At 66.2% G+C, this 24,386-nt stretch carries 14 protein-coding genes; 11 read left to right on the plus strand and 3 right to left on the minus strand.

Annotation, left to right across the window (positions count from 1 at the left end):
- Positions 1 to 28: 28 nt before the first annotated feature.
- The 10 genes from NYF13_RS22000 (at position 29) to NYF13_RS22045 (ending at position 22,202) form a co-directional block, all read left to right on the plus strand.
- The gene (locus NYF13_RS22000) at positions 29 to 628 is read left to right on the plus strand and encodes a hypothetical protein (protein WP_315659271.1); all 600 of its coding nucleotides are present in this window, start codon (positions 29 to 31) and stop codon (positions 626 to 628) included.
- Positions 628 to 1,653 carry a hypothetical protein gene (locus NYF13_RS22005; protein ID WP_315659273.1) on the plus strand — a complete coding sequence of 342 codons (1,026 nt, stop codon included), beginning with the start codon at positions 628 to 630 and terminating at the stop codon, positions 1,651 to 1,653. The genes NYF13_RS22000 and NYF13_RS22005 overlap by 1 nt, the downstream gene beginning before the upstream one ends.
- A 54-nt stretch (positions 1,654 to 1,707) precedes the next feature.
- Positions 1,708 to 3,975 carry a relaxase MobL gene (gene mobL / locus NYF13_RS22010; protein ID WP_315659275.1) on the plus strand — a complete coding sequence of 756 codons (2,268 nt, stop codon included), beginning with the start codon at positions 1,708 to 1,710 and terminating at the stop codon, positions 3,973 to 3,975.
- A gap of 164 nt (positions 3,976 to 4,139) precedes the next feature.
- Positions 4,140 to 4,646 (plus strand): hypothetical protein, encoded by a 507-nt coding sequence (locus NYF13_RS22015; protein WP_315659276.1) that lies wholly within the window; start codon positions 4,140 to 4,142, stop codon positions 4,644 to 4,646.
- A gap of 469 nt (positions 4,647 to 5,115) precedes the next feature.
- The gene (locus NYF13_RS22020) at positions 5,116 to 8,025 is read left to right on the plus strand and encodes an AAA family ATPase (protein WP_315659278.1); all 2,910 of its coding nucleotides are present in this window, start codon (positions 5,116 to 5,118) and stop codon (positions 8,023 to 8,025) included.
- Positions 8,026 to 8,133: 108 nt separating this feature from the next.
- Positions 8,134 to 10,137 (plus strand): hypothetical protein, encoded by a 2,004-nt coding sequence (locus NYF13_RS22025; protein WP_315659280.1) that lies wholly within the window; start codon positions 8,134 to 8,136, stop codon positions 10,135 to 10,137.
- Positions 10,138 to 10,185: 48 nt separating this feature from the next.
- Positions 10,186 to 14,301: a type IV secretory system conjugative DNA transfer family protein gene (locus NYF13_RS22030; protein ID WP_315659281.1), complete on the plus strand. Its 4,116-nt coding sequence runs from the start codon at positions 10,186 to 10,188 to the stop codon at positions 14,299 to 14,301.
- 149 nt (positions 14,302 to 14,450) lie between these two features.
- Positions 14,451 to 20,009, plus strand: coding sequence for a hypothetical protein (locus NYF13_RS22035; protein ID WP_315659282.1), 5,559 nt, complete (start codon positions 14,451 to 14,453; stop codon positions 20,007 to 20,009).
- Between the two features lies 1 nt (position 20,010).
- Entirely contained in the window at positions 20,011 to 21,843 is a 1,833-nt protein-coding gene (locus tag NYF13_RS22040) for a hypothetical protein (RefSeq protein WP_315659283.1), read from the plus strand.
- Entirely contained in the window at positions 21,840 to 22,202 is a 363-nt protein-coding gene (locus tag NYF13_RS22045) for a hypothetical protein (RefSeq protein ID WP_315659284.1), read from the plus strand. The genes NYF13_RS22040 and NYF13_RS22045 overlap by 4 nt, the downstream gene beginning before the upstream one ends.
- Positions 22,203 to 22,468: 266 nt before the next feature.
- On the opposite strand, the gene NYF13_RS22050 is transcribed toward NYF13_RS22045, so the two are convergent.
- Positions 22,469 to 23,065, minus strand: coding sequence for a hypothetical protein (locus NYF13_RS22050; protein WP_315659285.1), 597 nt, complete (start codon positions 23,063 to 23,065; stop codon positions 22,469 to 22,471).
- 125 nt (positions 23,066 to 23,190) lie between these two features.
- On the opposite strand from NYF13_RS22050, the gene NYF13_RS22055 reads away from it, so the two are divergent.
- The gene (locus NYF13_RS22055) at positions 23,191 to 23,451 is read left to right on the plus strand and encodes a hypothetical protein (protein WP_315659287.1); all 261 of its coding nucleotides are present in this window, start codon (positions 23,191 to 23,193) and stop codon (positions 23,449 to 23,451) included.
- 3 nt (positions 23,452 to 23,454) lie between these two features.
- Here the strand turns inward: NYF13_RS22055 and NYF13_RS22060 are convergent, their stop codons facing one another.
- Both NYF13_RS22060 and NYF13_RS22065 read right to left on the minus strand, forming a co-directional pair.
- On the minus strand, positions 23,455 to 23,934 hold the full coding sequence (locus tag NYF13_RS22060) for a hypothetical protein (protein ID WP_315659288.1): 480 nt from the start codon (positions 23,932 to 23,934) through the stop codon (positions 23,455 to 23,457).
- Between the two features lie 19 nt (positions 23,935 to 23,953).
- Entirely contained in the window at positions 23,954 to 24,367 is a 414-nt protein-coding gene (locus NYF13_RS22065; RefSeq protein ID WP_315659290.1) for a hypothetical protein, read from the minus strand.
- Positions 24,368 to 24,386 lie beyond the last annotated feature (19 nt).

The following is a 24,386-nucleotide window of genomic DNA, read 5'->3' on the forward strand; positions in this document are numbered from 1 at the left end:
GCTCACATCGGTCAGTGCAGGACCTCACATGGCGGGCAAAGCCACGAGCGCCATTTCCACCTGTGACGACATCACGAAGGATGACACAACCATGACGATCCGGTCTCCGGACACCACGACCGAGAGTCCCCATGCCATTGGCAGAGAGACCATCCGCGCCGCGGCCGTGCAGCACGACAGGCCGGGACCGCGGTGGTTACTCAGAACCCGGCGCCATGGCTTGCTGCCGAGGAGCCGCACAAGAGTTCCCGTCGTGCTGTGGGCCATGGTCCTGCGCCTGGTGGTCCTCATCGCCGACTATCTGCTCGCGTTCGTGACCGCCACCGTGGTCGTCCCGATGTTCGCAGCCTGGCTGCACCAGCAATCAGGCGCAGCCGCCGGAAACCTGACGGCGGCCGGGGCATTCGCAATGTGGTTGACGCCGCTGCTGTTCCTGGTCGCGATCCTGGCTGCCGGCGAGATAGCCGCGATGCGCGCACTGTGGCACTGGAGCACACGTAGCATCAAGAAGACCCGCGACCGCCATGTCAGTGAGCATGGAGGGTCTGCGCCGACGGCGCCCCCGCAACCACATCAAGCGTCAGGTAAACGGCACAGTACGAAGAAAAAATGCGGAAGGAGCCGATAATGCGCACCGCGGGGTTGACCATGAACGATGTGTGGTCCGGACGTGTATTGCGCGAACGTGGCGTGACAACTCACCGTTGCGAGGGGCTGCCCGCTGAGATCGGTGTCTTCGTGGAAGCTGCCGAGCTCAAACACTGGGACAGGAATGAGAACTACCGCCCTTACCTGCACATCACCGGGCAGTTGCGCTGGCTTGCCCCGCAGACGGCACTGCCGTACGGGATTTCCCGGGTGATCTACGCACCGGAGCAGGGCGAGAGGGTCGACGCCTTCTACGAATTCGACGACCGGCAACTGCAGACGCTCGCGGCCAAGGGGTATTTCCACAGCGCCTTCGCCGTGCCCGAGCAGCGGTTCACCGGCATCGAGTGGGAACTACCGGCCGTGATGGATGCGCTTGTGCTAGCTCCGCCGGCTACGGGAGCCGGGCTGCCGGTGGTCTTCACTCGCGTACACAACATCGCCGGGCTCGAGATCGACCTCGCGTCCTCGGGCTACGACCTGACCGATTACATCGACGACACCCCACAGGGCGGCCTGTCGCGCATCACGCCGGTCTCCAGTGAGCAGGAGCTGCGGGCGCGCACAGACGTGGTCGATCCGTTGTTCCCCGAAGAGCCACTGGACCTGCCCGGTCAGCCGGAACGGCCTGATCCACCCGCCGGCGACACTCCGCCCGAGGCGGACCCAGTGAGCACACGCCTGCAGCAGGTCGAGGCTGATATCGCCGCCGAGCATGAGCGGTACCGGGGCGAACGAGAGGGCACCCGGGGTACGCCCGAGCACCTCTACCACACGCACGTGGCACAGCCGCTGCGCGCGGCCGGCGACCATGTGGGGCGGCCACGGCCGGGGTACTCCCCGGCCACTCCCCCGGACGCCGACCTGCGACACGAGCAGCGGGAAGCGCAGCCGGAGCAGCGTATGCACCCGTCGGCTCCCCACGCGCGCCGGGATGAAGCCGCTCCGTACACCGCCGGCGCCGACACCCACCTCGGCGAGGACGAGCGCGGCCTCGGGTCTTGACATCCAGCCGGCGAGAGGCGAAGTGATGCCGTTCACGAGACAGGGGACCATGCCGTGGGTCTGAAGCAGTCGGTGGTGATCGTCAACGAGTTCAGTGTGCCGCGCCCCGGTGGCGCGGGTTCCCGCGGAGCGACGCCCGGCGACTACGTCATCCGCTACATGGCCCGCGGTCGGGCCACGGAGCCGCTGGCCCCCATCCGGCGGCTGCGTGCTGAGGACATCAACGTCCGCTACAGGGCGCGCGAATCGGCCGTCAGGCACCCGGGGGTCTCGCGCGACGCGGCGAAGGCGGCGATGCGGCGGGCCCAGGGGGCCGGCGGCGTGGCCTTCGGTTATGACTCGATCTCGCTGTCGGACGAGCAGCTTCGAGCCGCGGCCAGGGACATCCAGACGGCCTTCGAGAGCGGCAAGACCGTGCTCAAGACGGTGCTTTCCTTCTCCGAACACTTCCTTCGAGAGAACGGCATCGTCGATCAGGGCTTCCGATACCACGACCGCGGGGACTACCGCGGCCACCTTGACCAGATGAAGCTGCGCATGGCCATCAGGCACGGCCTGGATCGGATGGGCGCGGGTGGCAGCGGATTCGACGACCTCCGCTGGATCGGCGTCATCCAGGTAGACACCGAGCACGTGCACTGTCACCTGGCCATGTTCGACGCGGGTACGGGATCGCTCATGAAGGACGGCACACAGCGCGGCAAGGTGCTGGAGCGGCACAAGTCCTCGCTGCGCCGTGGGATCGACGTCTGGCTTCGCGGGAAACAGGCAGTGGCGAGCCTGTTTACCGCCGCCGACTACGACCGGCGCAACGTCACCACGTTCATCAAACGCTGGGCACACGAGCGCATCAACGCCGAGTCACTACCCCAGTTCGCGCTGGCGAGCCTGCCCGCCGACCGGACGTTGTGGCGGGCAGGCTCGGATGACGCCCGCATGCGCAAGGGCAACCGGTTGGTCACCCAACTGGTGACCGAGCAACTGGAACGCGCTGGCCTCCCCTTACCTGCAGCGGTAGAAGAAGTCACCGGCCACATTGACCAGTGGCGCCAGAACGAAGACCGCGCGCCACAGCACCGGCACCAGCTTCCCGACCGGGATCGTGCCAAGATCACGGCGCAGGCCGTCAGTGCCGTGTATCAGATGCTGCGGGATCTCCCCCAGGCCGAGTTGCGGGTGCGCACACCAATGCTCGAGGTCATGGGGACGGACTACGAGCACATGGCGTCACGCCAGCACGCCAGGGCCGCGGACAGCTTGGTGCACTTCGGATTCCGCTTGCGCAGCTACGCGATCCGGCAGCGTCACCACAGAACCCAGGCCGAGGTCTACCGCGACCTCTCCCGCCAGTGGGAACGGGCGCACGAGAGGGATCCAGCCGCGGAGGTCTCACGGCCGCTGTATGACTTCTATCGTTTCGAGTCGGACTATCACCGGCGGGTGATGGCCAAGTACCAGCACTTCCTGCCGTTCCTCGGGAACACCGGCTACTGGCACAAGCGACTGCGGCAGGTTACCGAGTACGGCCGGCGGATGCGTTCGCTGACCGCTCTGCGCCAGGACACCTCGCTACAGCGGATGACAGACCCCGTGCAGGCCGAGCAACTGGGTCGCGACATCTACGACCAGCCCGGAGGAGGGCACCTTGCTGGGGGCACCGCCGGTCAGGCGCTACTGGATGCCCGCATGACGACAATGGCACGGGTCTATGCCGAACGCGTCGAGGCTCTGCGCGCCGACCTGTCCACATCCGGCCTGCTGCTGCGGTCCGGTCTCACAGCCGACCCCGGAAGCCCGGCCGGCCACGCCTCCACCACTATGGCGATCGAGGCGGTCAAAACACACGACTTCCACCAGGTCAAGGCCCTTGACCTGCATCATCTCGGCGCCGACTTCGTCGCCCGCGCCCAGGTCGGGCCGCAGTCGCGGTCGATCTTCCTGTCGGCCGCCGCCGAACGTCGCCGGCTGCTCCTGGGGGCGATGGCCTACCTCGACCAGTCCGGCCAGGCTGAGGCGATCACGGATCTCCCGGTCGACGATGTCGCGACGATGGCCCAGGTGTCGCGCGAGTTGGCGGCCTCCGCCCGGAATCACGACGGGCCCGGCGTCCTGGTGGTGCCCTCGACGATCGCCGAGCTACGTGCACGGCACCAGCAGGCAGGACCGGCGCGGCGGTCGGCTGCTTCGTCGCTGGGCTCCGGCTTGGCGGTGCGCCTGCAAGCGCACATCGACGCGGTCGTGACCGGCACAGCCACGGTGACCACTTGCATTCCGGAGGCCGATGACCTATCGAATTCGACAGAGTCGTTTTCTGATAGATGATTCACGTGCTTGTCGACTGTCTCCACGGCCATTAGAGTGATAGACGTCCGGCCGGCACAGCCGTTTTCATCTCGGACCATGCAGATAAGACCGTCCAGTCCGCCAACTGACTTCCAGCCCCACGAAAGGACGAGATCATGGTATCTCTCAAGGGTAAGGGCGCAATGACCGAGATCAACCTCCTCGCTCGGGTCTTCCCCACCAACCTGACCAAGGACGGCAAGACGCAGTACGTCGACGTTCAGGTCGACGCACGGGACTCGCGGGCGTCAGGGCAGACGAACCTGCATCTGCGGTCGGAACGCGTCGAGCGTGACGACAACAAGCCTCGCTGGAGTTACGGCGTACCGTACTCGACCAACCAGATGGCCGAGATTATCAAGGCAGCGGGCCCGAACAGGGAGCCGATCGCGAACAAAGACGGTACTCAGATCGGCACGGTCTACGGCTTTAAAGCCAACGTTATGCCGGTTACACGCGGTACCGGCTTGGTGGTGAACACCAAATCGGTGCAGCCCTCCGACTTCGAGGTCGATGGCGACACGCTCAACAACCAGTTCGATTCCGTCCGAGCCGCAGCCCTGATGCGCGCGGTGCAGGGCAGGGCCCCGGCCGCAGAGCAGACCGGGGTCGCCGAGCAGGCCAAGGTCAACGAGCCCGCCATCGGCTGAGCTTTCTGCGCTGCGGGCGCCACCGGCACGGCCCCGGGGTTGGCCCCTGGGGCCGTGCCAGGCAAAAAGGTGGACGAACGCGGCAGTCTTCCGCGGCAACACACAAATCACGCAGAATGCCGGACCGGACGGGAGATCCGCGCCGGCGACTCCGAGTACTCAGCACAGCGGCCAGCGGCCGGCAGCCCCGGCCGCTCGATCCGGTGCATCAGGCGAGGGCTACGTGCCCGATTCGACCAGCACGCGATGGCAGGACCACGACGTGGAGTTGCGGACCGGCGCGATGGACGGAGTTCCGGATCGCGGTGATCGCTGTCCCCGGTTCAGGCACAAGCACCCTCTTCCCGGCATAAGTCTCGTGGCAAGCATCGGCAGGGGTGGTGACTGAGCGAGCGTCAGCTACGGAGTCCAGCACACACGCCGCTGAGCAATCCGACACATCCCGCTCTCGACACGAGGTCATTCCAGCATGTCCCACGATGAAGAATTCTCAGACCATTACCCGTTGCTGGCCAAGTTGTCGGTTCCACTCGCCCGTCCCCCACGCGAGATCATCGGTCGAGAGCACGAGAAGCTGCAGCTGCTAGCGTCGATGAGCCGGCCCGAGCTGTGCAACGCGCTGCTCCTGGCCGAAGCGGGCATGGGCAAGACCTCGCTGGTCCAGGCGACGATGCGGGCCGATCCGGACCGCCTGTATCTCGAGGTGGACCCGGCTCGCATGATCTCCGAAGCCGGCAACGCTGAGAACATGGCCGCGATGATCAAGCGTTTTTTCGACGAGGCCGAACTCTTCGTCGCGCGCGGGGGGCGCGAGCTGGTGCTGTTCATCGACGAGTTCCACCAGATCGTTCAACTGTCCGATGCCGCCGTCGAGGCGATCAAGCCCGTGCTCGCGGCATCCGGCTCGCGCGGCCTCAGGGTGATCGCGGCCACGACCTACGGCGAGTTCCACAAGCACATCTCGCCGAACCAGCCCTTGGTCGAGCGTTTGCAGCGTATTAACCTTACGCCTCCGGGCCGGGACACCACTCTCGAGATCCTGCGGGACATGGCCGAGCAGTACGACGTCGCAGACCAGTTCTACGACGACCGCCTCTTCCGGATGATCTACGAGTACACCCAGCGCTACATGCCGGCGTCAATGCAGCCCCGCAAGTCGATCCTGGTGCTGGACTCGATGATCGGCTGGCACCGGCTCACCGGGCGCGTGATCGATCGGGGCCTGCTGTCGGACGTGCTGCAGGAATCCCTCGGCGTCAACGTGGCGTTTCAGGTCGACGGTGCGAAGATCAAGCAGCAGCTGGACGCCAAGGTCTACAGCCAGGACCTGGCGACCCGTGTGGTCGCGCGTCGGCTACAACTGTCGGTGGCCGATCTGAACGACAAGTCGCGCCCGGAGGCTTCGTTCCTGTTCACCGGCAGTACCGGCGTGGGGAAGGCGTGTGTCGACTCGACTCAGGTGCCCGTCTGCCCGCGGGATGGATCCATCGCCTGGAAACGGCATGGAGACCTGGTCCCGGGTGATCGCGTATTCACTCGCCGTGGGACACCGGCAGAGGTCCTCGGAGTGTTCCCGCAGGGCGTGGGCGACGTCTACCGGGTCGCGTTCTGGGACGGGCGCACACTGGATGTGACCGGCGCGCATCTGTGGGCAGTCTACACAGCCGGACAGCGTTCGAAGCGGCACTCAGGGCGGGACGTCGCGCCGATGGTGCTGAGCACCGAGGAGATAGTGGCGCGCGGCGTCGTGCGCACCTATACCGGGGACTCCCGGGCACACCTGAAATTTTTCATCCCGGCGAACGAGCCGGTGGAATGGGCGGAGCAGCACCTTGAGGTCGACCCCTACGTGCTGGGTGTGCTTATCGGCAACGGGTGCCTGACGCAGCGGCAGCTGACGCTGTCGTCGAGCGCGGCCGACGCGGGCCACACAGTGTGGATGGTCGGTGAATGGCTGGGGTCGGCTCCGAAGCAGCAGTCCGCGCAGAACTACAGCTGGCTGTTCCCGGTAGGGGTCGGTGCGACCGAGGGGCATGACTCGCTGTTCCAGACGAAGGATGTGCTGGCGTCGGTCCCCGAGCTCATCGGCGCGTACTCACGGCAGCGTCGCATCCCGCGGCCGTATCGGCACGGGTCGGTGCAGCAGCGTTGGGAGCTGGTGCGTGGCCTGTTCGACACCGATGGCACCATCGACAGCTCGACGGGCGGCTTCGCCGTTTCCTTCGCAACGACCTCGCTGGGGCTGGCCCGGGACGTACGCGACATACTGTTTTCTCTCGGTGTCGCCAGCTCGTTGCGTACGCGGGCTCCAGTGCGACAGAACGGCCGAGAGGCAGCCGAGCACACCGTGTACGTGAAAGTGGGCAATGAGGACAAGCCTCTGTTCTTCTCACTCCCGCGGAAGCGGGGGCTCGCCGAGGCGGCGGCGGAGGCCACGTCGGGTCGCGAGCGCATGAAGAAGTTCGACATGGTGGGTATCACGTCGATCGTTAAGCTGCCGGAGCGGCAGCCCGCGTCCTGCATCTGCATCGACGACGACGAGCACCTCTATCAGGCCGGCCAGTTCGTGGTCACACACAACACGGAGCTGACCAAGCAACTAGCCGGCCTGCTCTTCGGCGACGACCAGCGTCACCTCATCCGGTTCGACATGACCGAGTATGCCGAGGACTCGTCACTGGCGGGTTTCCGGTCCGAATTGACGAAGAAGGTCTGGGCGCTGCCCCACGCGGTGCTGCTGTTCGACGAGGCCGAGAAGGCCTCGCCGATGGTGACGCGCGTGCTCCTGCAAATCCTCGACGACGGTCGGCTCTCCGACGACCACAACCGGGAGGTGAGCTTCCTCAACACCTACATCGTGCTGACCACGAACGCGGGTTCTGAAATCTACAGGACGATCGCGGACTACGCTCAGGACGACACCGGTTCCGGCCGGCAGCTGGAGGGGTATCAGAAACTCATCCGGCATTCGCTCTCGCACACCGCCCGGGACAACCGGTTGCCACCCGAGCTGCTGGGCCGTATCGACGCCATCGTGCCGTTCCAGCCGCTGTCCTTGGCAACGCAGAGGAAGATTGTACGCACCAAACTGCACTCGATGGTCCAGGATGTGCTCATCAAGCACAACGTGCGGGTCACGATCGACGCGAGGGTGCTCCGCTACCTGATCGAGGACAAGGCCGACACCGACTCCGACGCCGGCGGCGCCCGGGCAGCCGTGGCGAAGATGACCGATGAGGTCACGACCGCAGTGGCGGCATTCATCAACGAGCACCCGGCGGAACAGCGGATCCGGATCGACGTCCTGGGAGACCTGGTCAGCGATGACAAAAAGCTGCTCACCTCTGATGCGCACGTCGAGGTCAGCGCGGTGCGCTGACCTCGTCCGAACACGACACCGACGTACGTTGCACAATACGCTGCAATTCGTCGCCAACAATCGCCAAAATCAATTCTGTTGTGTTTATCGCCGAAAGGAACGACACCAATGGGCGCACTGGGCTCGGCGACGGGAACCCGGAAGAAGGAGCGGAGGAAGAAGCCGGACGAGCTTCTGTCCTCGGTGGTCAGGGAAACTGCGGTCCCTGCGGCCGTGGATCTCCTCCGGTCGAACACGCCGTTCGTCTTCCCCAGTGGCACGGCGTGGGTCATGCTCGTGCTGTTTGCCGACGCAATCGGCGGCTTGAGCAAGCGTCACGGGCGTGATGAGGCGAAGGGCTCGATCATCCAGCTCATCGGCTCCGACCACATTCAGACACTGGCGACGGCGAAGATGCTGGCAGACGATTACTTCGGGATCATCCCCACCGGGGAGACACTGGAGCGGATGGAAGAATTCGCGCTCCTCCGTCACGCCGAATACAGCTGGGCCGTGGTGTGGCCGAAGCCCGGCGATGACGTCGACATCGACCTGGTCAGCGGGGCAACCGTCGCCCGGGCGAAAGCCGTGCTGGCGGAGAGCATGACCCTCGAGGCCGCTGTGGGCCCGCAGGCATGGCGCAGACACAGCGGCACGACGATCACCGAGGACACCGACGATGCGATCGCCGAGGCAGAAGCAGCCTCCGAGAGCGCGGGTGCCGACGACGGTGACGCGATCTTCGACCCGCTTCCGGTTGACGAACCGGTCTTCACCGACGAGCCCCTCACCCCCGCCGGGAACGCAGAAGTCCCGGCTGAGCCTACGGCCACGGTCGACGACGACCCGGCCTTCCTCGAGACCGGCGGCATGGAGGAATTCGACGAGGACGACGACGACGTGCCGATCCACCCCCTGGACGGTGATGAGGTGGTACAGCTGGCCGATCAGGACCAGACGCGGGAGGAGATCGCCCGCCGGTTCCTGTCCGACGAGCTCGACCTCGAAGTGCGGCTCACCGAATTTCACGCGACGTTCGCGATCGCCGCATCGGTCGTGCAGATTGATGTGCCTCAGGGCACGACCGAGTGGCTAAGTGCCCAGGTCGCCCAGCTCACCCGGCAGGCGAACGCCGACCTCACCCAGCTGCGCCATACCCACCAAGCCGAGCTGCAGGTCCTCTGCGTCACGCTCCTGTCGGCGCACGCCCAGCAGGTCATCCGGGATGTGGCCACCGATCGAGACGGCTCCCGATACAAATCCATCAAGGACAGCGCGGAGCAGGCACATCGCGAGCGGGAGTCGGCGAAAGAGCAGCAGATCCGGGAGGCCAAGGCCCGGATCGCCCACGACCACGAGCACGAAGCGAAAAAACGTGCGGAGCAGGCGGCTCTCGATGCCGAGATCCGGTATGATGAGCGCCACCGCCCGAGGATGCAGCGGGATCAGGCCGACGCGGCAGCGGAAATCGACCGCATTGTGGAAAACGCGTACTCCCATGACCAGCAGGAGATCTTGCGTGTGCGCCGGGCGGACGCCGCGCTGATGATGCAGGTAGGGACCACGAAGATCTTCGAGGTGCTCGCCGAGCGCCAGTCGGAGTACCTGGCCGCCGAGGCGGCACGTCTGGCCCAGTGGAGAACCGAGATCCAGCGGATGGTCGACGACAACCGCAAGGCCGACATCGCTCATGCCGAAACTCTCGCCGAGCATCAGCGGTCGACTGACGCGGTGGCGATTGCGCGCCGCGAACACGAGGCACACATGGAGACGATGCGGAACGAGCACACCGAGCGGATCCGCCTGATGGAAGGGGAGCTCGAACGCATCCGCGCCGACGCGTCCGCGCGCATGCGGGTCCACGACGCGGAATGGCAGCATCGCCTTGGTGTCACGCAAGAGCAGGTGAAGTCCTACATCGCGCGTACAGCCGATCTGATGAAGGAACGGGACACGGCCGAAAGCTCAGCGAACAGCCGCTGGGCGGAACGCCTGAAGCAAACGGAGGCGCCGTTGGCGCGGGAGGTGGAGATCCAGGGGCGGTGGATCCGGGTTCTTCTCGTCCTGATGATCGCGGTGGCGCTGTTCGCGTGTCTGGCGGGGTTCATCGCCGGGAGCGCCCTGGGCGGCTGAACCGGCCGGGACCTGGCGGCGCGACCCGCCGGTACCGGGAGAGCGAACATGCGCGCCGTTACCGGCCGGGGGTTCGGTCCGGTGCACAAAGCCGTTTCGGGAGGAGAACCTGCGATGCGAGTGAGGAAGCGACGGTCCTCGAGTCCCAAGGCGAAAAGCTGGGACAAAATCTCGGCCCGCTCGTCGGGCGAGACACTCACGAGTCGGGACGTGTACGACGACCAGCAGCTCGACCGGGGCAGGCTGCAGGCCCGGCGGTCGAAGGCACCCGGCATCGTCGCGGCGATGGTCACAGGAGTGCTCGTGGCCATCACGGCCTGGATCCTCTACTCGGTCATCTGCGCAGCGCTACTCTCGGCCGGCATAACCCTGGACCGGCGGCCAGGAGTCCTCGGCGGCCACAACGGGTCGCAGGCCTCGTACTACGTCGAAGACACCACAACCGGCAGGGGCGGTGTGCCGGTGACCTGTTACCGCCCGGTGAACCAGAGCGGTAATCCGGAAATCGGGTCACGGTGCTACCGGGCCATCGAAGAGGTTCCGGTCCCCGGCTGGTGGACCACGGCCGAAGCCCCGGAGAACGCGGACGCGCCGACAACGGGCAACGCGCGCTCCCATCCGCGCGAGACGGGTATCGCCGGCCAGCTCGTCACGGTCTCGGCGTTCAAGTTTTTCGCCACCATCGGCGCGGGTCTGCTGGTCATGACCGCCGTCGGCACTTGGGCGTCGCGGCGGGTGGCCGCGGCGAACCTGATGACCACGACGGCGGACATCAATCAATACCAGAACGACCAACACATTGCGCTGCCCGAGGAAATCCAGCGGATTTACGATTGGTTCCCCGATGCGGGCGCGCACTCGGGCGTCCAGGCGAACTCGATGATCAGCCACATGATGCTCCTGCGAAAGGGTCTGGGGACCGTCGAGGTGGCCCAGCGCGCCGAGACGGATGTCATCGACAAGGACGGGAGACTCGTCTACTACGCCGGGGAGATCATGGACGATACGGACGGTAATCCGCTGACGGTGACGCTGCCGATCATCGACGAGCGGTTCGGTGACGATCTGTTCGAGGCGTCCGGGGTGCCTCGGGAGCGAAGCCTGCGCCGCACGTACGACGCCACGCTGATCCCGTACAACCCCGACGGCCGCAACCACGAGAAGCTCGGCCCCTACCCGACCGTGGCGGAATTGATCAGGGCCGACTGGGAGTTCCCGGAGTACGAGGTCCAGCGTCCGGCCGGGGCGTACATAGTCGACACCACGCCGGTGAACACCATGGTCCTGGCGATCACCCGCGCCGGCAAGGGGCAGACCTACATCGAGCAGATGATCGACATGTGGAGCAGGGAGAAGGCGCCGTCGAACATGGTGGTCAACGACCCCAAGGGCGAGCTGCTGGTGAAGTTCTACATCGCACTGGTCACCCGAGGCTTCGAGCCCGTGCAGATGAATCTGATCAACTCGATGAAGACCGACATCTACAACGTGCTCGGCCTGGCCGCCGAGGCCGCCCGCGAGGGCGACAGCACCAAGTGCGCGCTGTACGTCGAGAACATCGCCGATGTGTTCTTTCCCCTGGACGGTGCCGAAGACCCGGTGTGGCCCAACGCGGCGAACAACGCGTTCAAGCGTGCCGCCTACGGACTCATCGACTTCTACCTGGAGGAGGAACGCGAGCTTCGCGACGCGGCGGCGGCAACGGGAATGGACCCGGAGACGCTGGAGAGCAAGCTCGACGACATGTGGGGGCATGTCTCGCTCTACAACTGCTATCAGCTGTTCGTCCAGCTGACCTCGAAGAAGCTCAAGAACCCGGCGGCCGAGCTGGAGAAGCGGATCAAAGCCGGCGAGTTCGACGACGACCCGCAACTTCTGGACTCCGAGCAGGAGAAGGTTGCGGACAAAGACTTCCTCTGGGAGGGCAAAGCCGAGCAGGACATGCTCACCCTGTTCTTCAACGCCACCGAGGCATTGCCGACCAACACCATGCGCACGCTCATCGGCAACGCGAACAACGCGCTGCGCGCCATGGCCGGCGCGGAGAAGATGCTCGCCTCGGTCTACGGTATCGCGATCACCGCCATGTCGTTCTTCACCGACCCGACGATCTCCACACTGACCAGCGGCAAGCCTTCGCAGAACACCGATCTGGGCGGCTTGAGCTTTCCCCGCCGCTTCGGCGTCCGCTTTGCCCCGAACTACCTCAAGCGCGACCACCTCAAGGGCCTGCAGGCGGTGTGGTCGGCTTATGGCGATCCGATGTTCACCGAAGACCTGGGTGCGGACTTCGGGCACAGTGACATCGTCACGACCGAGGGCTGGGCACGGTACTACTTCAAAGGGAAGTTCCCCGCGGACGAGGGCTGGATCAAGCTTGAACTGGTCAACCCGCAGTCGAAGATGCTGGTGCGCACCTTCTATTTCCACTTCAAGAAGAACTGCCAGGTCTCGCTCAACGGGAGGCACTTCGTCATCGAGGCGGTCACGGGCAAGAAGATCATCAAAAACGGCGTGCTGCGCGAGCTGCGTCCCGAGCGCGACGACCGCGGGCACGGCGGGAGGATCGTCTCGTTCGCGGCCGGCGACACGATGTACCCGCACACCCGGCTCGACTTCTCCGGTGACGGGAATCCCGCGAAGATCTCCGGCGAGACGCGGGCGATCACGCGGATGACGGTACGGTACTCGGAGTCACCGAAGGCGGTGTTCCTGGTGACTCCCCCGCACCTGTCCAAATACGCGAAGCTCATCCTGATTCTGGTCAAACAACTGGTTGACCTGAATTTCGACAAGTCGTACATGACCAAGAGTGACCAGAAACCGCTGTACAAGACCCGGTTCATGCTCGATGAACTCGGCAACCTCCAGTCCGAGGGTCACGGTATCGCCGGTTTCGCGACGATGCTCTCGATCGGCCTCGGCCAGTCACAGGAATTCACGCTGATCCTGCAGACCCTCCAGCAACTGCTCGACCTCTACGGCGAGTCTGTGGACAAGATCGTGCAGGGCAACACCAGCAACATCGTGTTCCTCAAATCCACCGACGACTTGATGATCGAGACACTTGAGAAGATGAGCGGCAAGACCCACAGGTCGTACGTCGACTCCAAGCAGATCAGCCGGGACCTGGACAAGATGGTGGGCGGAAAGACCGAGGGACGCGTCTCCTACACGATGAACACCAGGGAAGAACCACTGATCAGTTACAACGACCTGGCGTTCCTCGCGCCGCGCAACTCGATTGTCTTCCGGGCCGGGGACGCGCCGGTGTGGAATCGCAACGCCCTCGCCCTGCCGATGTCGTGGCGGCTGTTCCAGCACACGATCGTCCACCCGGGGCACGAGTACTCGCTGCAGACGATCCCGACTCTGTCGTCGGCGATCGATTTCGACGTGCGGACCAACCAGCCGGACTTCGTCAAGATGCTCGACAAGCGGATGCGCCAGGCGGTGTGCTCCGGCGACGCCAAAGCGCTCTACCAGGAGACCTACGGGTACAGGGACGTGGACATCGCGCGTCTGGACCCGGACGTCTACTCCGACGACGTGATGGAGGTCGTCGCGATACTGATGGCCACCGGCGCCGGCCTGGATTCGCACGCCCCGGTGGTCGTCGACCCCGACGACTACGAGGCAACGATGATGTTCGGTGAGGACGAGTTCGTGGACAACGTCCTGGTGGCCGCGGAGGTCGCCGATCGCGAGGCGGCGAGCAGGAAGCGGCAGCGCAAGATGTACGCCGAGGGCACGATCAGCCGGGAAATGCTGGTCAACCCGGACGGTTCGGCGAAGGTCAAGAGCCTCGACCTGCAGCTGAGCGAGGCGTACAAGACGGCGCAGGTCGACCTGGAGCAGGACCATGAGCACTTCTCGCCCGGCCGCGACGGCGAACTGCGCAGCGCCGACGGGTCGACGACATACATCAGCCACACACGGTCGGCTCAATACGCCGAGGCGGCGCGTCGGCTCAACGGGGAAATCCGCGACAGGGATTCGCGGGTCTTCGCCGAACAGGACGTGACCGAGCAGGACCTGCGGTCGCTGGCGACGGTGACGGTCCACGCAGCCTTCTACCAGTACCTGGCCTCGCTGCCGAGCTGGGAAGACCTCGCCGGCGGCAGCTTCGACCGGGCGATGGCCACCGAGATGACGTCGAGTTGACACGGCTCGCCGAATTCCGATCCTGAAGGTCCGCGCGTGAGGACATCCGCGTAGACCACGTTTCGAATTGCCTATCGACTCGCACTGAATCGTCGTTTTATGCTTTATGGGTGGCTGTAATCCGGGGCTCCGCAGGAGGCTGATGAGCGATGAAGAAGGCATATGGACTGCGCGGGTACTTCTACGAGTACGTGTTCTACAGGGCTGTCGGGCAGGCACGGGAGCAGACCGGGCAGATCGTTCCGATTTCCCAGGCGAAAGCCATCCGGACGCACGTCGACGCGGTCCTTGCCGAGAGGCCGCGCGCTCCGGACGGGCAGCACTGGAGCATGGCGCACACGAGGCTCGCAGTCGCGGACTTCCTCAGCGCCCTCGACCAGGCATTCTCCGACAACCTGCCCGGCTGCGCGCCCCTGTTCGGCGATCATTCCCCCCGGGATCCCCGCTACCAGCAGTTCCAGCGGGAATTCACCGCCATCACTGGTGTGGGCGCGCAGCCGGGCCCGGCACCGGCATGGCTGCCGGTCAGCCCGTACTCGCCGGACTGGTCGGGTCGGGCCACGGTGAAGCAGGCGGGAACCGCCCTGGTCTATGTTCCCGACGAGACCATCATGCGTGTGGCGGCCGGCGAAGTCGGAGCCCTCGCCGGTCCGCGGCACGGGAACATGATGCTCTGGCGCATCGACGACGAGGGCCGGGCGCACGAAGCCGGGCCGGCGATGACAACCGACGATGCCGCGGGACTCACGGCACTCATGGACAAGATGAGCCGGCAGGAGTACGACCAGGTCCGCGGCTGGGTCATCGACGGCGGCCGTGACCCGCACACCGGCATCCTCGACCCCCATCGGTTCATGAGCCCGCGCGCGATCGCACGGTCGGCGGCGATTCTCGAAGAGCTCAAAGCCCAGGGCGTGCCCTACGAAGTAGCGCGCGACCGCGAGACCGGTCAGATCAAGGCCCGGATCTCGGGCACCGGCATGGAGGTCCGGCTCACCGACACGCGTCAGGAGGAGTATGCCGGCGCCCGCATCTATGACAGCGGCACGGTGCTGCGCTTCTCGACCAGTTACCGGGTGTCGGGAGCCATGGCGGTACCCTCCCCCGCCCCTGCCGACGCTGTACGGCTGCTGCGCTTCGCCCAGGGACAGCGGATCGATCGGACCGACCTGCCCGGACGAGCCGTTGGCGAAGCCGGCACAACCCACCCTGAGCACGGCCGCGGACGCACCATCGCCGAGGTTCCCGACGCCTACCACATCGGCCGGGAATCGATGTTCGTCGTCGCCGACTACGCGGTCCCCGGTGCGCCGGATTCCCAGCCCGGGTGGAAGATGTGGCTGCGCCGCGACGCGAACAACCGCTCGCTGCCGACTTTCTTTGTCGACGCGGAGCCCGCTCAGGCCTATGCGCGGGCGGCTGTGGACAGCGCGCGGGACAACCTGCACACGGCACTCGGCGTCGAGAGGCTCATCGCCCACGCCGCCGCCGAACTGGAGCGTACCGGCGGAGTCCTCGATGAGCTGGAGCAGCCGGAGTACTCGTCGGACGCGGAGATCGCGGCGATCCAGCGCGCGTACTTCGACGTGCTGAGCGGGGCGCGCAGCGAGCTGCTGCGGCCGGGGGCGACCGAGCAGATGTACCGCGAGCGCTTGGAGAAGATCGGTGAGCTGCAGGCCGGCCAGCTGCCCGACCTGGGCAACCTGGCATACCACGGTACGGCGCCGGACAAAGTCCGCGCGCACGCCGAGGACGTGCCCTTCGAGCTGGTCGGCACGTGGGAGCCCGAGGACCATGACGTCGACGGCGCATGGATCCGCCTGCGCTTCGACCCGGCGCGGGTCGCGAAGTACATGACCAGCCCGACCGGCCAGTGGTCCAATCTCGACAATCTCGCATCGGCACTGCGCCGCTGCGAAGTCCCTGCCGACGAGATGATGGGCTCGGGTTTCCAGACGACCCGTTTCAAGGACCGGATCGTGCGCTTCGACGCCGACCATGCCCGGCCGATCGACGACCATGAGTCGGCGTTCATGCGCCGCATCGGTGAGACCGTACGCGACAGCCTGGTCCGCAACGCGACGGTACCGCGGGAGATCCTGATCGACGAGCAGGGCGTCATCCGCTGGAGCGGCGGGAAACTTCGCCGAGACAGGACGGTCGCGCCCGTCTCCGGTGAGATCGGTCAGGTTTTCGACGTCGGTGCACACGGTGAGATCGTCACGCGGTTCGCCAGCGGCGAGAACGCCCTGATCGTCGCGGGGTATGAGGCCCGCATCGCCGCGCAGAAGCCGGGCGAGGCTCCGGTCTCGATGGAGGAGCGCACGGTTCTGCGCGGTTACGAACAGCTCATGCACGAACGGATCCAGTACCAGCTCGCCGGCGATATCGTGTCAGGCCGCAGCCAGGTCGGCGAGCCGGGCTCACTCAACGCAGTGTATCGGCAACTCTACGGCACCAAGCATCCCGTCGACTTCATCGAACGGGCGACCACGCACGAGCGTGACGAGTCGACGGGCCGGATCACCCCGCATCTGGACGAGTGGACCCGGGCGATCCTCGAGACCGAGGCCCGCCGGGTGCGCTACTCCAACGACATCAAGCAAGGCTCCACCGTCTACGCGGAGTACCGCGCCCGGCGTGACCACATCGACCCGGCCGATGACAACCACTTCGACGCCTGGCGCCGCACCGGCGGCCGGAACATGGCTGTGCTGACCGGACTCGACCACAACAAGGTGGCCGCACCGGCGGGTTACTTCGACCCGGTGATGACCGGAGGCGCCACCAATCAGGGCATCGTGCGCTACCTCACCGCGGACGCCGAGGTCACGCCCGGCGGGTCGATCCGACCCGGCGACCCGGCGACGTTGCGGGGCACGAGGACACCGTTGATGACCCGCCCCGAGCTGGCGACACTGCGTTTCGACCCGTTCGACCGCCAGCAGATGACCGCCTCGACGATCATGCAGTCCTCGACGGTCACCCAGCCCACCGGCACCGCGCTGATGACCTTCGGTGGATGGACCGCCGACGACCCGATCGTGGTCAGCGCGGAGTTCGCGGCCGAGCACCAGATCCGCGGAGCCGGCGGATTGCTGCGCGATCTGGTCGTCGGGGACAAGATCAGCGATCTGCACGGCAACAAAGGGGTCATCTCGTTGATCGTCGACCGGTTCATGACGACCGGGGACGCCCGCGAGCACGGTATCGAGCAGGAGGTGGCCTGGTTCAGGGCCAATGCGGACCTTGACGTCGTCATGAGCCCGTTCAGTCTCATCTCCCGGCGCAACGCCGGTTCGGCGCGCGAGCTGATGACCGGACGGGTCGCGGGTCTGTTCTCCCCCGACGGCGAGTACCAGCGCGGCACCCTCGGCCAGATGCGTTTCATCGTCACGCACATGGCGGTGGACGAGAAGACGAAGATCTACGACGACGAACAGGTCCGCGCCGGGAAGGGTCGCAAGGCGTCCTCCCAGCTCGCGTGGGCGTTGCAGTCGCAGGGCTGCCCGGCGATCATGCACGAGTTCTACAGTCCCAACAGCGAGGCAGAGGCGAACCTGCGCGAGTATCTGCTCGTGGTCGGCCTGGACATGGAAGCCGACGGCACCCTGCGGGTGGTCGGGCAGGTCGACGGCGTCGACGAACGACCCGAACGCCGGCTGATCCCCATGCCCGAGCTGCAGCGCACCCAGCCCCGCGCGGCAGACCAGTCCCCCGGGCTGAACACCACGGCGATGCGCAAGGTCTTCGGCCACCTCATCGGCGACCGCGGCGGCGACATGGAGCTGCCTTTCGCGCTCACCTACCCCAGCGGCGAGCAGACCGAGACGGTGACCGCCAGCTCCTGGAGGTTGCCCGTGCTCTCCTCGCACCTGCGCAGCGGCCAGGAGTTCGACGACGGGACCTCGGTCACCCACGACCACACCCGCAGTTACCAGGACGTCTTCGTCGAGGCCTGCCGCTATCGCTACCTGGCCGAGCAGCTGGAGGGCCACGGGCTCTCGTCGGGCAAACGCGCCGACCTTCGCCAGGGTATGAGCGAGGCGATCTCCCGGGCCCAGCGGGCCTTCGAGGCGATCACCACCGACGTGCGCAACCGAGTGCTCACCGGCAAGAGCAACATCTTCAAGACCGGACTCATGTCCTCGCGGCTGCCCGACTCGGCGACCATGGTCTGGACCGCCGACCCGCGGCTCGACGTCGATCAGATCGCCATCAGCTCGGCCACGGCCTCGCAGCTGGGCCTGGCCCAGGGCGATCACGCGCTGGTGTGGCGTGACCCGGTCCTGCGGGACGCGGGTGTGCGCTACTTGCGGGTCGCGATTGATGATCGGCTCACCGGCGCCGCGATCAACCCGGTGATGGACCAGTGCTTCGACGGGGACTTCGACGGGGACGCGGTCGCGGTGGTCAAGCTGCACAGCGAGGCGGCCAAAGCCGAGGCTCACCAGAAGCTCTCCGTCCCGGCCAACCTCCTGGACACCGGTGTGCGGAACGAGCGCGGAACGCACCCGCTTGCCATGCAGATCTCGCTCGACACGCAGGTCGCGCTGTCGAAAAGCCGTACGTTGGGCCAGGAGCTAGACCAGCTCAGCGGTGCAGCGAACCTCATCTGCTGGGGTGCGGAGGCAGAGCCGGCGGACACCACGCGGGCACGCCGGGAAGACGTGACAGGCCGGCTGAGCGCCTTCTACCGGGACGCCCAGCGCAGCGAGTTCGGCACGGCACTCGTGTTCCACACCCACGCGGCCCATCTGGACAGCGTGCGCGAGGTCTGCGTCGAGACCGGAGCCAAGGGCAACGAGCGCAAACTCGCCGGCTACGCCCGCAACCTCGGCGACGAGCAGGGGACGCCCGGCCTCACCCAGGCGGATCAGGAAGCCTCCATGTTCGCCACGGCGATCAAGGCGCACGGCACCGGGCTGGGCGGCTCCTTCAGCCAGCGGGCGGTGCGGGCGCTGCGCGACGCGGACCTCAAAGCGGTATTGGAGGTGACCTACCCCGTGACGCAGGCGATCCTGCAGGCCAAGCACGACGCCGCCGAGGCCCGGCACAAGTACGAGATGCTCCAGGGCCCCGGACGCGACCTGTGGCGCGGGCGCAGGCTCGAGCACGCCGGTCCGAACCAGTGGCGGCCCGAGATCACCGACGGCCAGCCGGTCCAGGCCACCACCGAGGAATGGGTAGCGCAGTTCGTCGAGTTCTACACCTCCCCAGAGGGCTTCGGCGTCATGGTCAACCCGGACTACGTGACCCGGGTCGCGCACGCCCTGCACGACCCGGACACACACCTGATCCGCAACCTCGAGGAGGACCCGGCGCTCGCGGGCCCCCTGATGGACCAGATGGCCTACGGCGGAAACTTCGGCGTCCTCCTGCAGGCGGCCAGGAGCCGCGCGAGCGTCTACGACGGCGAGAAGAACCGGCAGTTCGCCCCCGCCGGCACCCGCAAGGCCCTGATCGAGATGGATCGCGCGCTGGGCACCACCCACCCGGGCGATCTGGACACGCCGGCGATAGACGTCCGGGTCGGCGCCGCAGTGGTCAAACCCGACGTGGTCGCCACTGCCGACCCGGCACGGGCCCGGGGCGCGCACCGGCGCTCACCGCATGCGGTCGGCGCAGGCACCCGCCGCCCGGCGGGCGCACCGTCCTTCGACCCCGGGGGCCAGCCGGATACCGACGACTACGCGATGGGACTCTGACATGACGCAGGACACCGAACCGGGAGCACTGGAGGCCCGAGGCCGGTCGGCCAAGACGCTGCCGGTTTCGACCACAGGCAGCCGGCCCGGGACGGGAGACGAGCAACCGGAGCGGCCACGGAACGCCTACGCCCGTTCCTGGAATGGCAGCAAGGAGGACATCGACGACGCCGAGGTCGTCGGCGAGTGGGAGCCGCGGGACAGGCACGCACGGCACCGCCTGCGCGACAGCGCGCGCACTTTCTTCGGCGCGACGACCTGGGCCCGAATGGCTGACCGGGCGCGCCGACGCGCAGCAGACGAGGAGCGGGCTGCGGCGGGGGACGACAGCCTGGACCTGCACGAGCAACTGCTCACGCTCCGGGCGGAAACCACCCTGGCGGGTGAGAAATATATGCGATCACTGCGTGACTCCCACCTGCTGGTGCCGGGCTTCAGTGACGACGAACGCGAGCGAGAGTTCAACGTCATGCATCAGGTCTACATGCAGATGATGATGCAGGGCTGCCTCAAGCCGCTTGCCCGCGGGGTCAACCCCAGTACCATCATCCAGGCCGCCGGCATGATGACCGCAATGCGGCTGCTCTCCCCCGACTTCCGGGAGGAGATGAACGCCTACCTGCAGCCGTTCAAAGACAAGATCCAGGATCGTATCGACGCCCGTGCAGTGTCGATGCTGTCGTTCGCGGAGCTCCAGGCGATCAGGCACAACGACATCGTGGACGCGCGCACCGCGGCCAAACTTTCCCGCAATCCGGCACTCGCAGGCGACGAACAGTTCCTGGCACACCGCGACGGCAAGAAGACCGACCGGAACGCGTACCTGTCGAAGAGGTGGCAGGACCGGGTAAACGCGATGGAGCACCGCGACCGCGGCCACCGCGAGATGTTCACCCCGGAATCCGCAGCGATGACCGAGGTCGCCCTCATGGAGAATGCCTTCTGGAGGATGCGCGCCCCGGACACCGACGGCGATGAGATCTACGCCAGCTACCGCGCGATGCGCCGGCGGCTGCGCGGCCAGATGGCCGAGGATGGGCTGGACCGGCAGGAGGTCGTCACGCGAGCGCGGATGATCATCGGCGAGCGGCTGGAGTCCGAGCCGGAGCTGCGCCTGATGTTCAACGGCATGGCGCATGGCCGCATCGTCAAGGCCCCGGCCCACACCGGGGCGATGACCGGCACCGGCCGGGTGCACGAGGTCTGGACCGGCGAGTTCGAGGACCAGCTCGGGCACCCGATTCCCGATGACGGGATGTTCACGCTGCGCCGCCCGATGGACCCCGACACCCACCAGGCCCAGTTGGCGGAAACGATGGTGACCTCCATGCTCGACGGCCTGCAGCGCGACGACCAGCAGGCCTACGCGGGCAGTGTCATGGGCTACCTCGTCGGCTTCGCCGCGAGGCAGGAGGGCCTCGACACCCGGGGATTGCCTCCCCTGCTCCGGCAGCGACTCGACCAGGCGGAGAGCATGCTCGCGAGTATGGCCGTCGATGGCCTGACGTCGGCGGCGCAGCAGGAGGTCTACTCGAACGCGTTCGCCGACGCGATGGAGGAGGTCGCCGCACACCACCCCGGTGTCGAGGCGACCCTGATGCTGAGCTTCGGCCACGACTGGCCGGCGACGCTGCAGGACGCCGTCGACGATCCGGTCCGGTTCGTCCACGAGCAACGGACCAAACCCCGGGTGTACTACGCAGGCACAGAGCACACGACCCAGGCGAACACCAGATTCGACTGGGGATACGCGGCCAGGGGAACCGACCCCGGCGAGCACCGTCCGGGGCACGACAGCGATCAAGCGGCCGAACGAGAACAGGAGCAGTCATGAGCGACGAACAGCATCAGCAGGACCGGTACGGATCGCGGCTCGCCGGGATGTTCGGCTACGTCACGCCCGACGACCAAGCCCGCTGGGCGCAGCAACGGGCGCAGAACACACCGAGGGTGAGCGCCATCAGGCAGGCGGCGCAGTCGTCGGTGGACTCGGCATTGGAGTTCGCATCCATGAACGTCCACGCGAGGCTCGACGCCGCGCACCGGGTCGTAGCCCAGCGGGAGTTCGAAGAGTCCCACGCCCGCGTCATCGGTACACGCCGCGACCCGGCGACCCGGTCGATCATCGAGACGGTCGACTACGAACCCAGAAGAGGCCAGACAGCGGTTATCGAACCGGATTGGGAGATCTAGCCGAATCCGTATCGGTCGTGCCAATCGCGGGATTCACCACACCAATCCGGTCCGGATGGCCTGGGTACCACCCACGACACGCAGCGCGAAACGGCCGAGGAGACGGAGCGTTCACCCGTCAGGATGATTACAACGTGCAAGGATGGTCGTCTCACTGGGTTAGGACAAAAAGAGTCCCGGTGATGCGACGGCATCACCGGGACTCTGCACGATCGGACATCTTCACACCGGATGGCAGGTCAGCCGTCTCGTAGTCAGCCGGACAATCAGCTGTGAGTGTCGCGCTCGGCGTCGGCGGGGTGCGCGAAGTCGCACTCATCGTCGCAGTCCCGCCTGTCTTGGCTGATGAGGAAGGGGCAGTCCTCGTGGTGTGCCTTGGTGAAGGTGACGGCCCCGTCGGGGTGTTCGATGATGTGCAGCGCGCCGCCGTAAGTGTAGGCCCAGGTGATCTCGTCGGGGTCGATACGGCGTTCGGCGTTGAAGCCGTAAGAGGTTGCCAGGAGCGCACTGATCGCGCCGTGCATGTGCGGTGAGATGGTGGTCGTGGTCGGTGGGTCAGCGAGGATGCCGGCGGCGCGCTGAAGCAGACGGTCGGTCAGGGGGCGGAGGACGGTCCCGGTGCGGACGGTGGAGGCGGGGCTCGGGGTGTCGTACCACCAGTTGGCAGGTGCGTCGGCGGCGAGGCTCGTCCAGGTCATCTGACCGTTGAGCACTTCGGCGACGGCGCAGCTCTGATCGAGGTAGAGGCCGCGTTCGACGCGGGCTCGGACGGTGCGTCCGCCGACTTCGACGACGCGGGTGTAGTGGTAGCGCTCCGGGGTGGCTCCGGCGGCCTCGTCCCGTTCGGTCATGAGGGTGCTCATCACAGATCTCCTTCGGTAGTGGGCGGTCGGCGGGTGTCGAGGCCGGCGCAGGGATCGGCCAGAAGACGGTGTACTCGGGCGCCTCGCAGAAGTACCAGCCTCTGACGATGAAGCCGGGCAGGTGGATGGCGACCATGCTGCCGGTGGACACCGCACAGCCGCCCGGTCCCGTCAGGAACTCCGCGGGCGCCGGCGGCATTAGCGTGTCCGTCGAAGACGAGCTGCTCTCAGCGTTCGAGCAGTCCGGCCGTCACCGGCTCGGAGAATCGTCAGGTGCGCGGCGACGCGCCGTGGCTGCGGCGGATACGCAGTGGCCGATCGCCGATGCGGCAACCGTCACGTCAGTCGCCCGGGGCGCACCGGGTCACCAGCAGTATGGCGTGTGACGATCAGCCCCACTCGAAACCCGGCTCAGCCGGGGGTGGCTCCGCGACATCAACTTGTCGCTTTCGCTGCCCAGGTGACGTCGCGATCGGCTCACGCTGCTTCCGCAACTCGGCAAGCGTAAAGCCCACGGGACGACCTAGGCGTTGGCCGGCCAGATAGTACGCCTGCGCCGCGTCGCGCTCTCCGAGCGCGATCATCTCACGGGTGATCGGCTGGCCAGGATGGTCGGGCATCCGTTCCCGCCAGACCAGCCGGTGTGAGGGCTTCCGGTCCTGGTCCGGCGACACGTAGGTGGTCACACAATCGGAGAGGTCCGGGTATTCGGGTGGACATGCCAGCGAGTGCGTGGGTCGCTCGCCCTGGGCGATATGCTCCAGCTTGTTGAGAACCACGCGCAGAAGTCGGCTCTCCGGGCTATGCCGGTCCTGTTCTGCGACGGCGTGCAGCGCCCGGAGGTCGTCCTCGAAACCAGGCAACACCACGAAACTGATGCGATGAAGCCTATCCATCGCAATCCGCCTGACCAGATCGCGCGCTATTGCGCTTCTCGGCCCACTCCCGACCGACAGAACCGAGGCCTTCGGCGAGTTGCCTGACCGTCACGTTCACATCGGCCTCACCGGCAGCACGGCGCGTGTCGGCGTTCTTGATCCGATTCGACAGCTCATCTCGAAACGTACGCTCGTTTTTCTCGTGATCGGCGAATTGCCTCTTCATGAGAACCATGAGAACCCTGAAGGGAATGACAGCTGCTTCCGGCTGGTTGCCGTCACCGAAAAACAGCGGAGTGTCCTCGCCTTGCCGGTAACGCTTCACCAGTTCGTCGAGGTGCTCGTTCCTGATCTGGCTCGTCGGAACAATGCGCGCATTGAACTTCGGCATCCGCATGTCCCGCATGTCGTGATCGTCGGTCATGTCTACACTCTATGCGTCG

Source organism: Amycolatopsis sp. PS_44_ISF1 (assembly GCF_032335455.1).
GTDB lineage: Bacteria > Actinomycetota > Actinomycetes > Mycobacteriales > Pseudonocardiaceae > Amycolatopsis.

Coding starts and splice junctions, on each gene's coding strand:
- NYF13_RS22000 (WP_315659271.1), top strand. CDS start 29: ATGGCGGGCAAAGCCACGAGCGCCATTTCCACCTGTGACGACATCACG.
- NYF13_RS22005 (WP_315659273.1), top strand. CDS start 628: ATGCGCACCGCGGGGTTGACCATGAACGATGTGTGGTCCGGACGTGTA.
- NYF13_RS22015 (WP_315659276.1), top strand. CDS start 4,140: ATGACCGAGATCAACCTCCTCGCTCGGGTCTTCCCCACCAACCTGACC.
- NYF13_RS22020 (WP_315659278.1), top strand. CDS start 5,116: ATGTCCCACGATGAAGAATTCTCAGACCATTACCCGTTGCTGGCCAAG.
- NYF13_RS22025 (WP_315659280.1), top strand. CDS start 8,134: ATGGGCGCACTGGGCTCGGCGACGGGAACCCGGAAGAAGGAGCGGAGG.
- NYF13_RS22030 (WP_315659281.1), top strand. CDS start 10,186: ATGCGCGCCGTTACCGGCCGGGGGTTCGGTCCGGTGCACAAAGCCGTT.
- NYF13_RS22035 (WP_315659282.1), top strand. CDS start 14,451: ATGAAGAAGGCATATGGACTGCGCGGGTACTTCTACGAGTACGTGTTC.
- NYF13_RS22040 (WP_315659283.1), top strand. CDS start 20,011: ATGACGCAGGACACCGAACCGGGAGCACTGGAGGCCCGAGGCCGGTCG.
- NYF13_RS22045 (WP_315659284.1), top strand. CDS start 21,840: ATGAGCGACGAACAGCATCAGCAGGACCGGTACGGATCGCGGCTCGCC.
- NYF13_RS22050 (WP_315659285.1), bottom strand. CDS start 23,065: ATGAGCACCCTCATGACCGAACGGGACGAGGCCGCCGGAGCCACCCCG.
- NYF13_RS22055 (WP_315659287.1), top strand. CDS start 23,191: ATGGCGACCATGCTGCCGGTGGACACCGCACAGCCGCCCGGTCCCGTC.
- NYF13_RS22065 (WP_315659290.1), bottom strand. CDS start 24,367: ATGACCGACGATCACGACATGCGGGACATGCGGATGCCGAAGTTCAAT.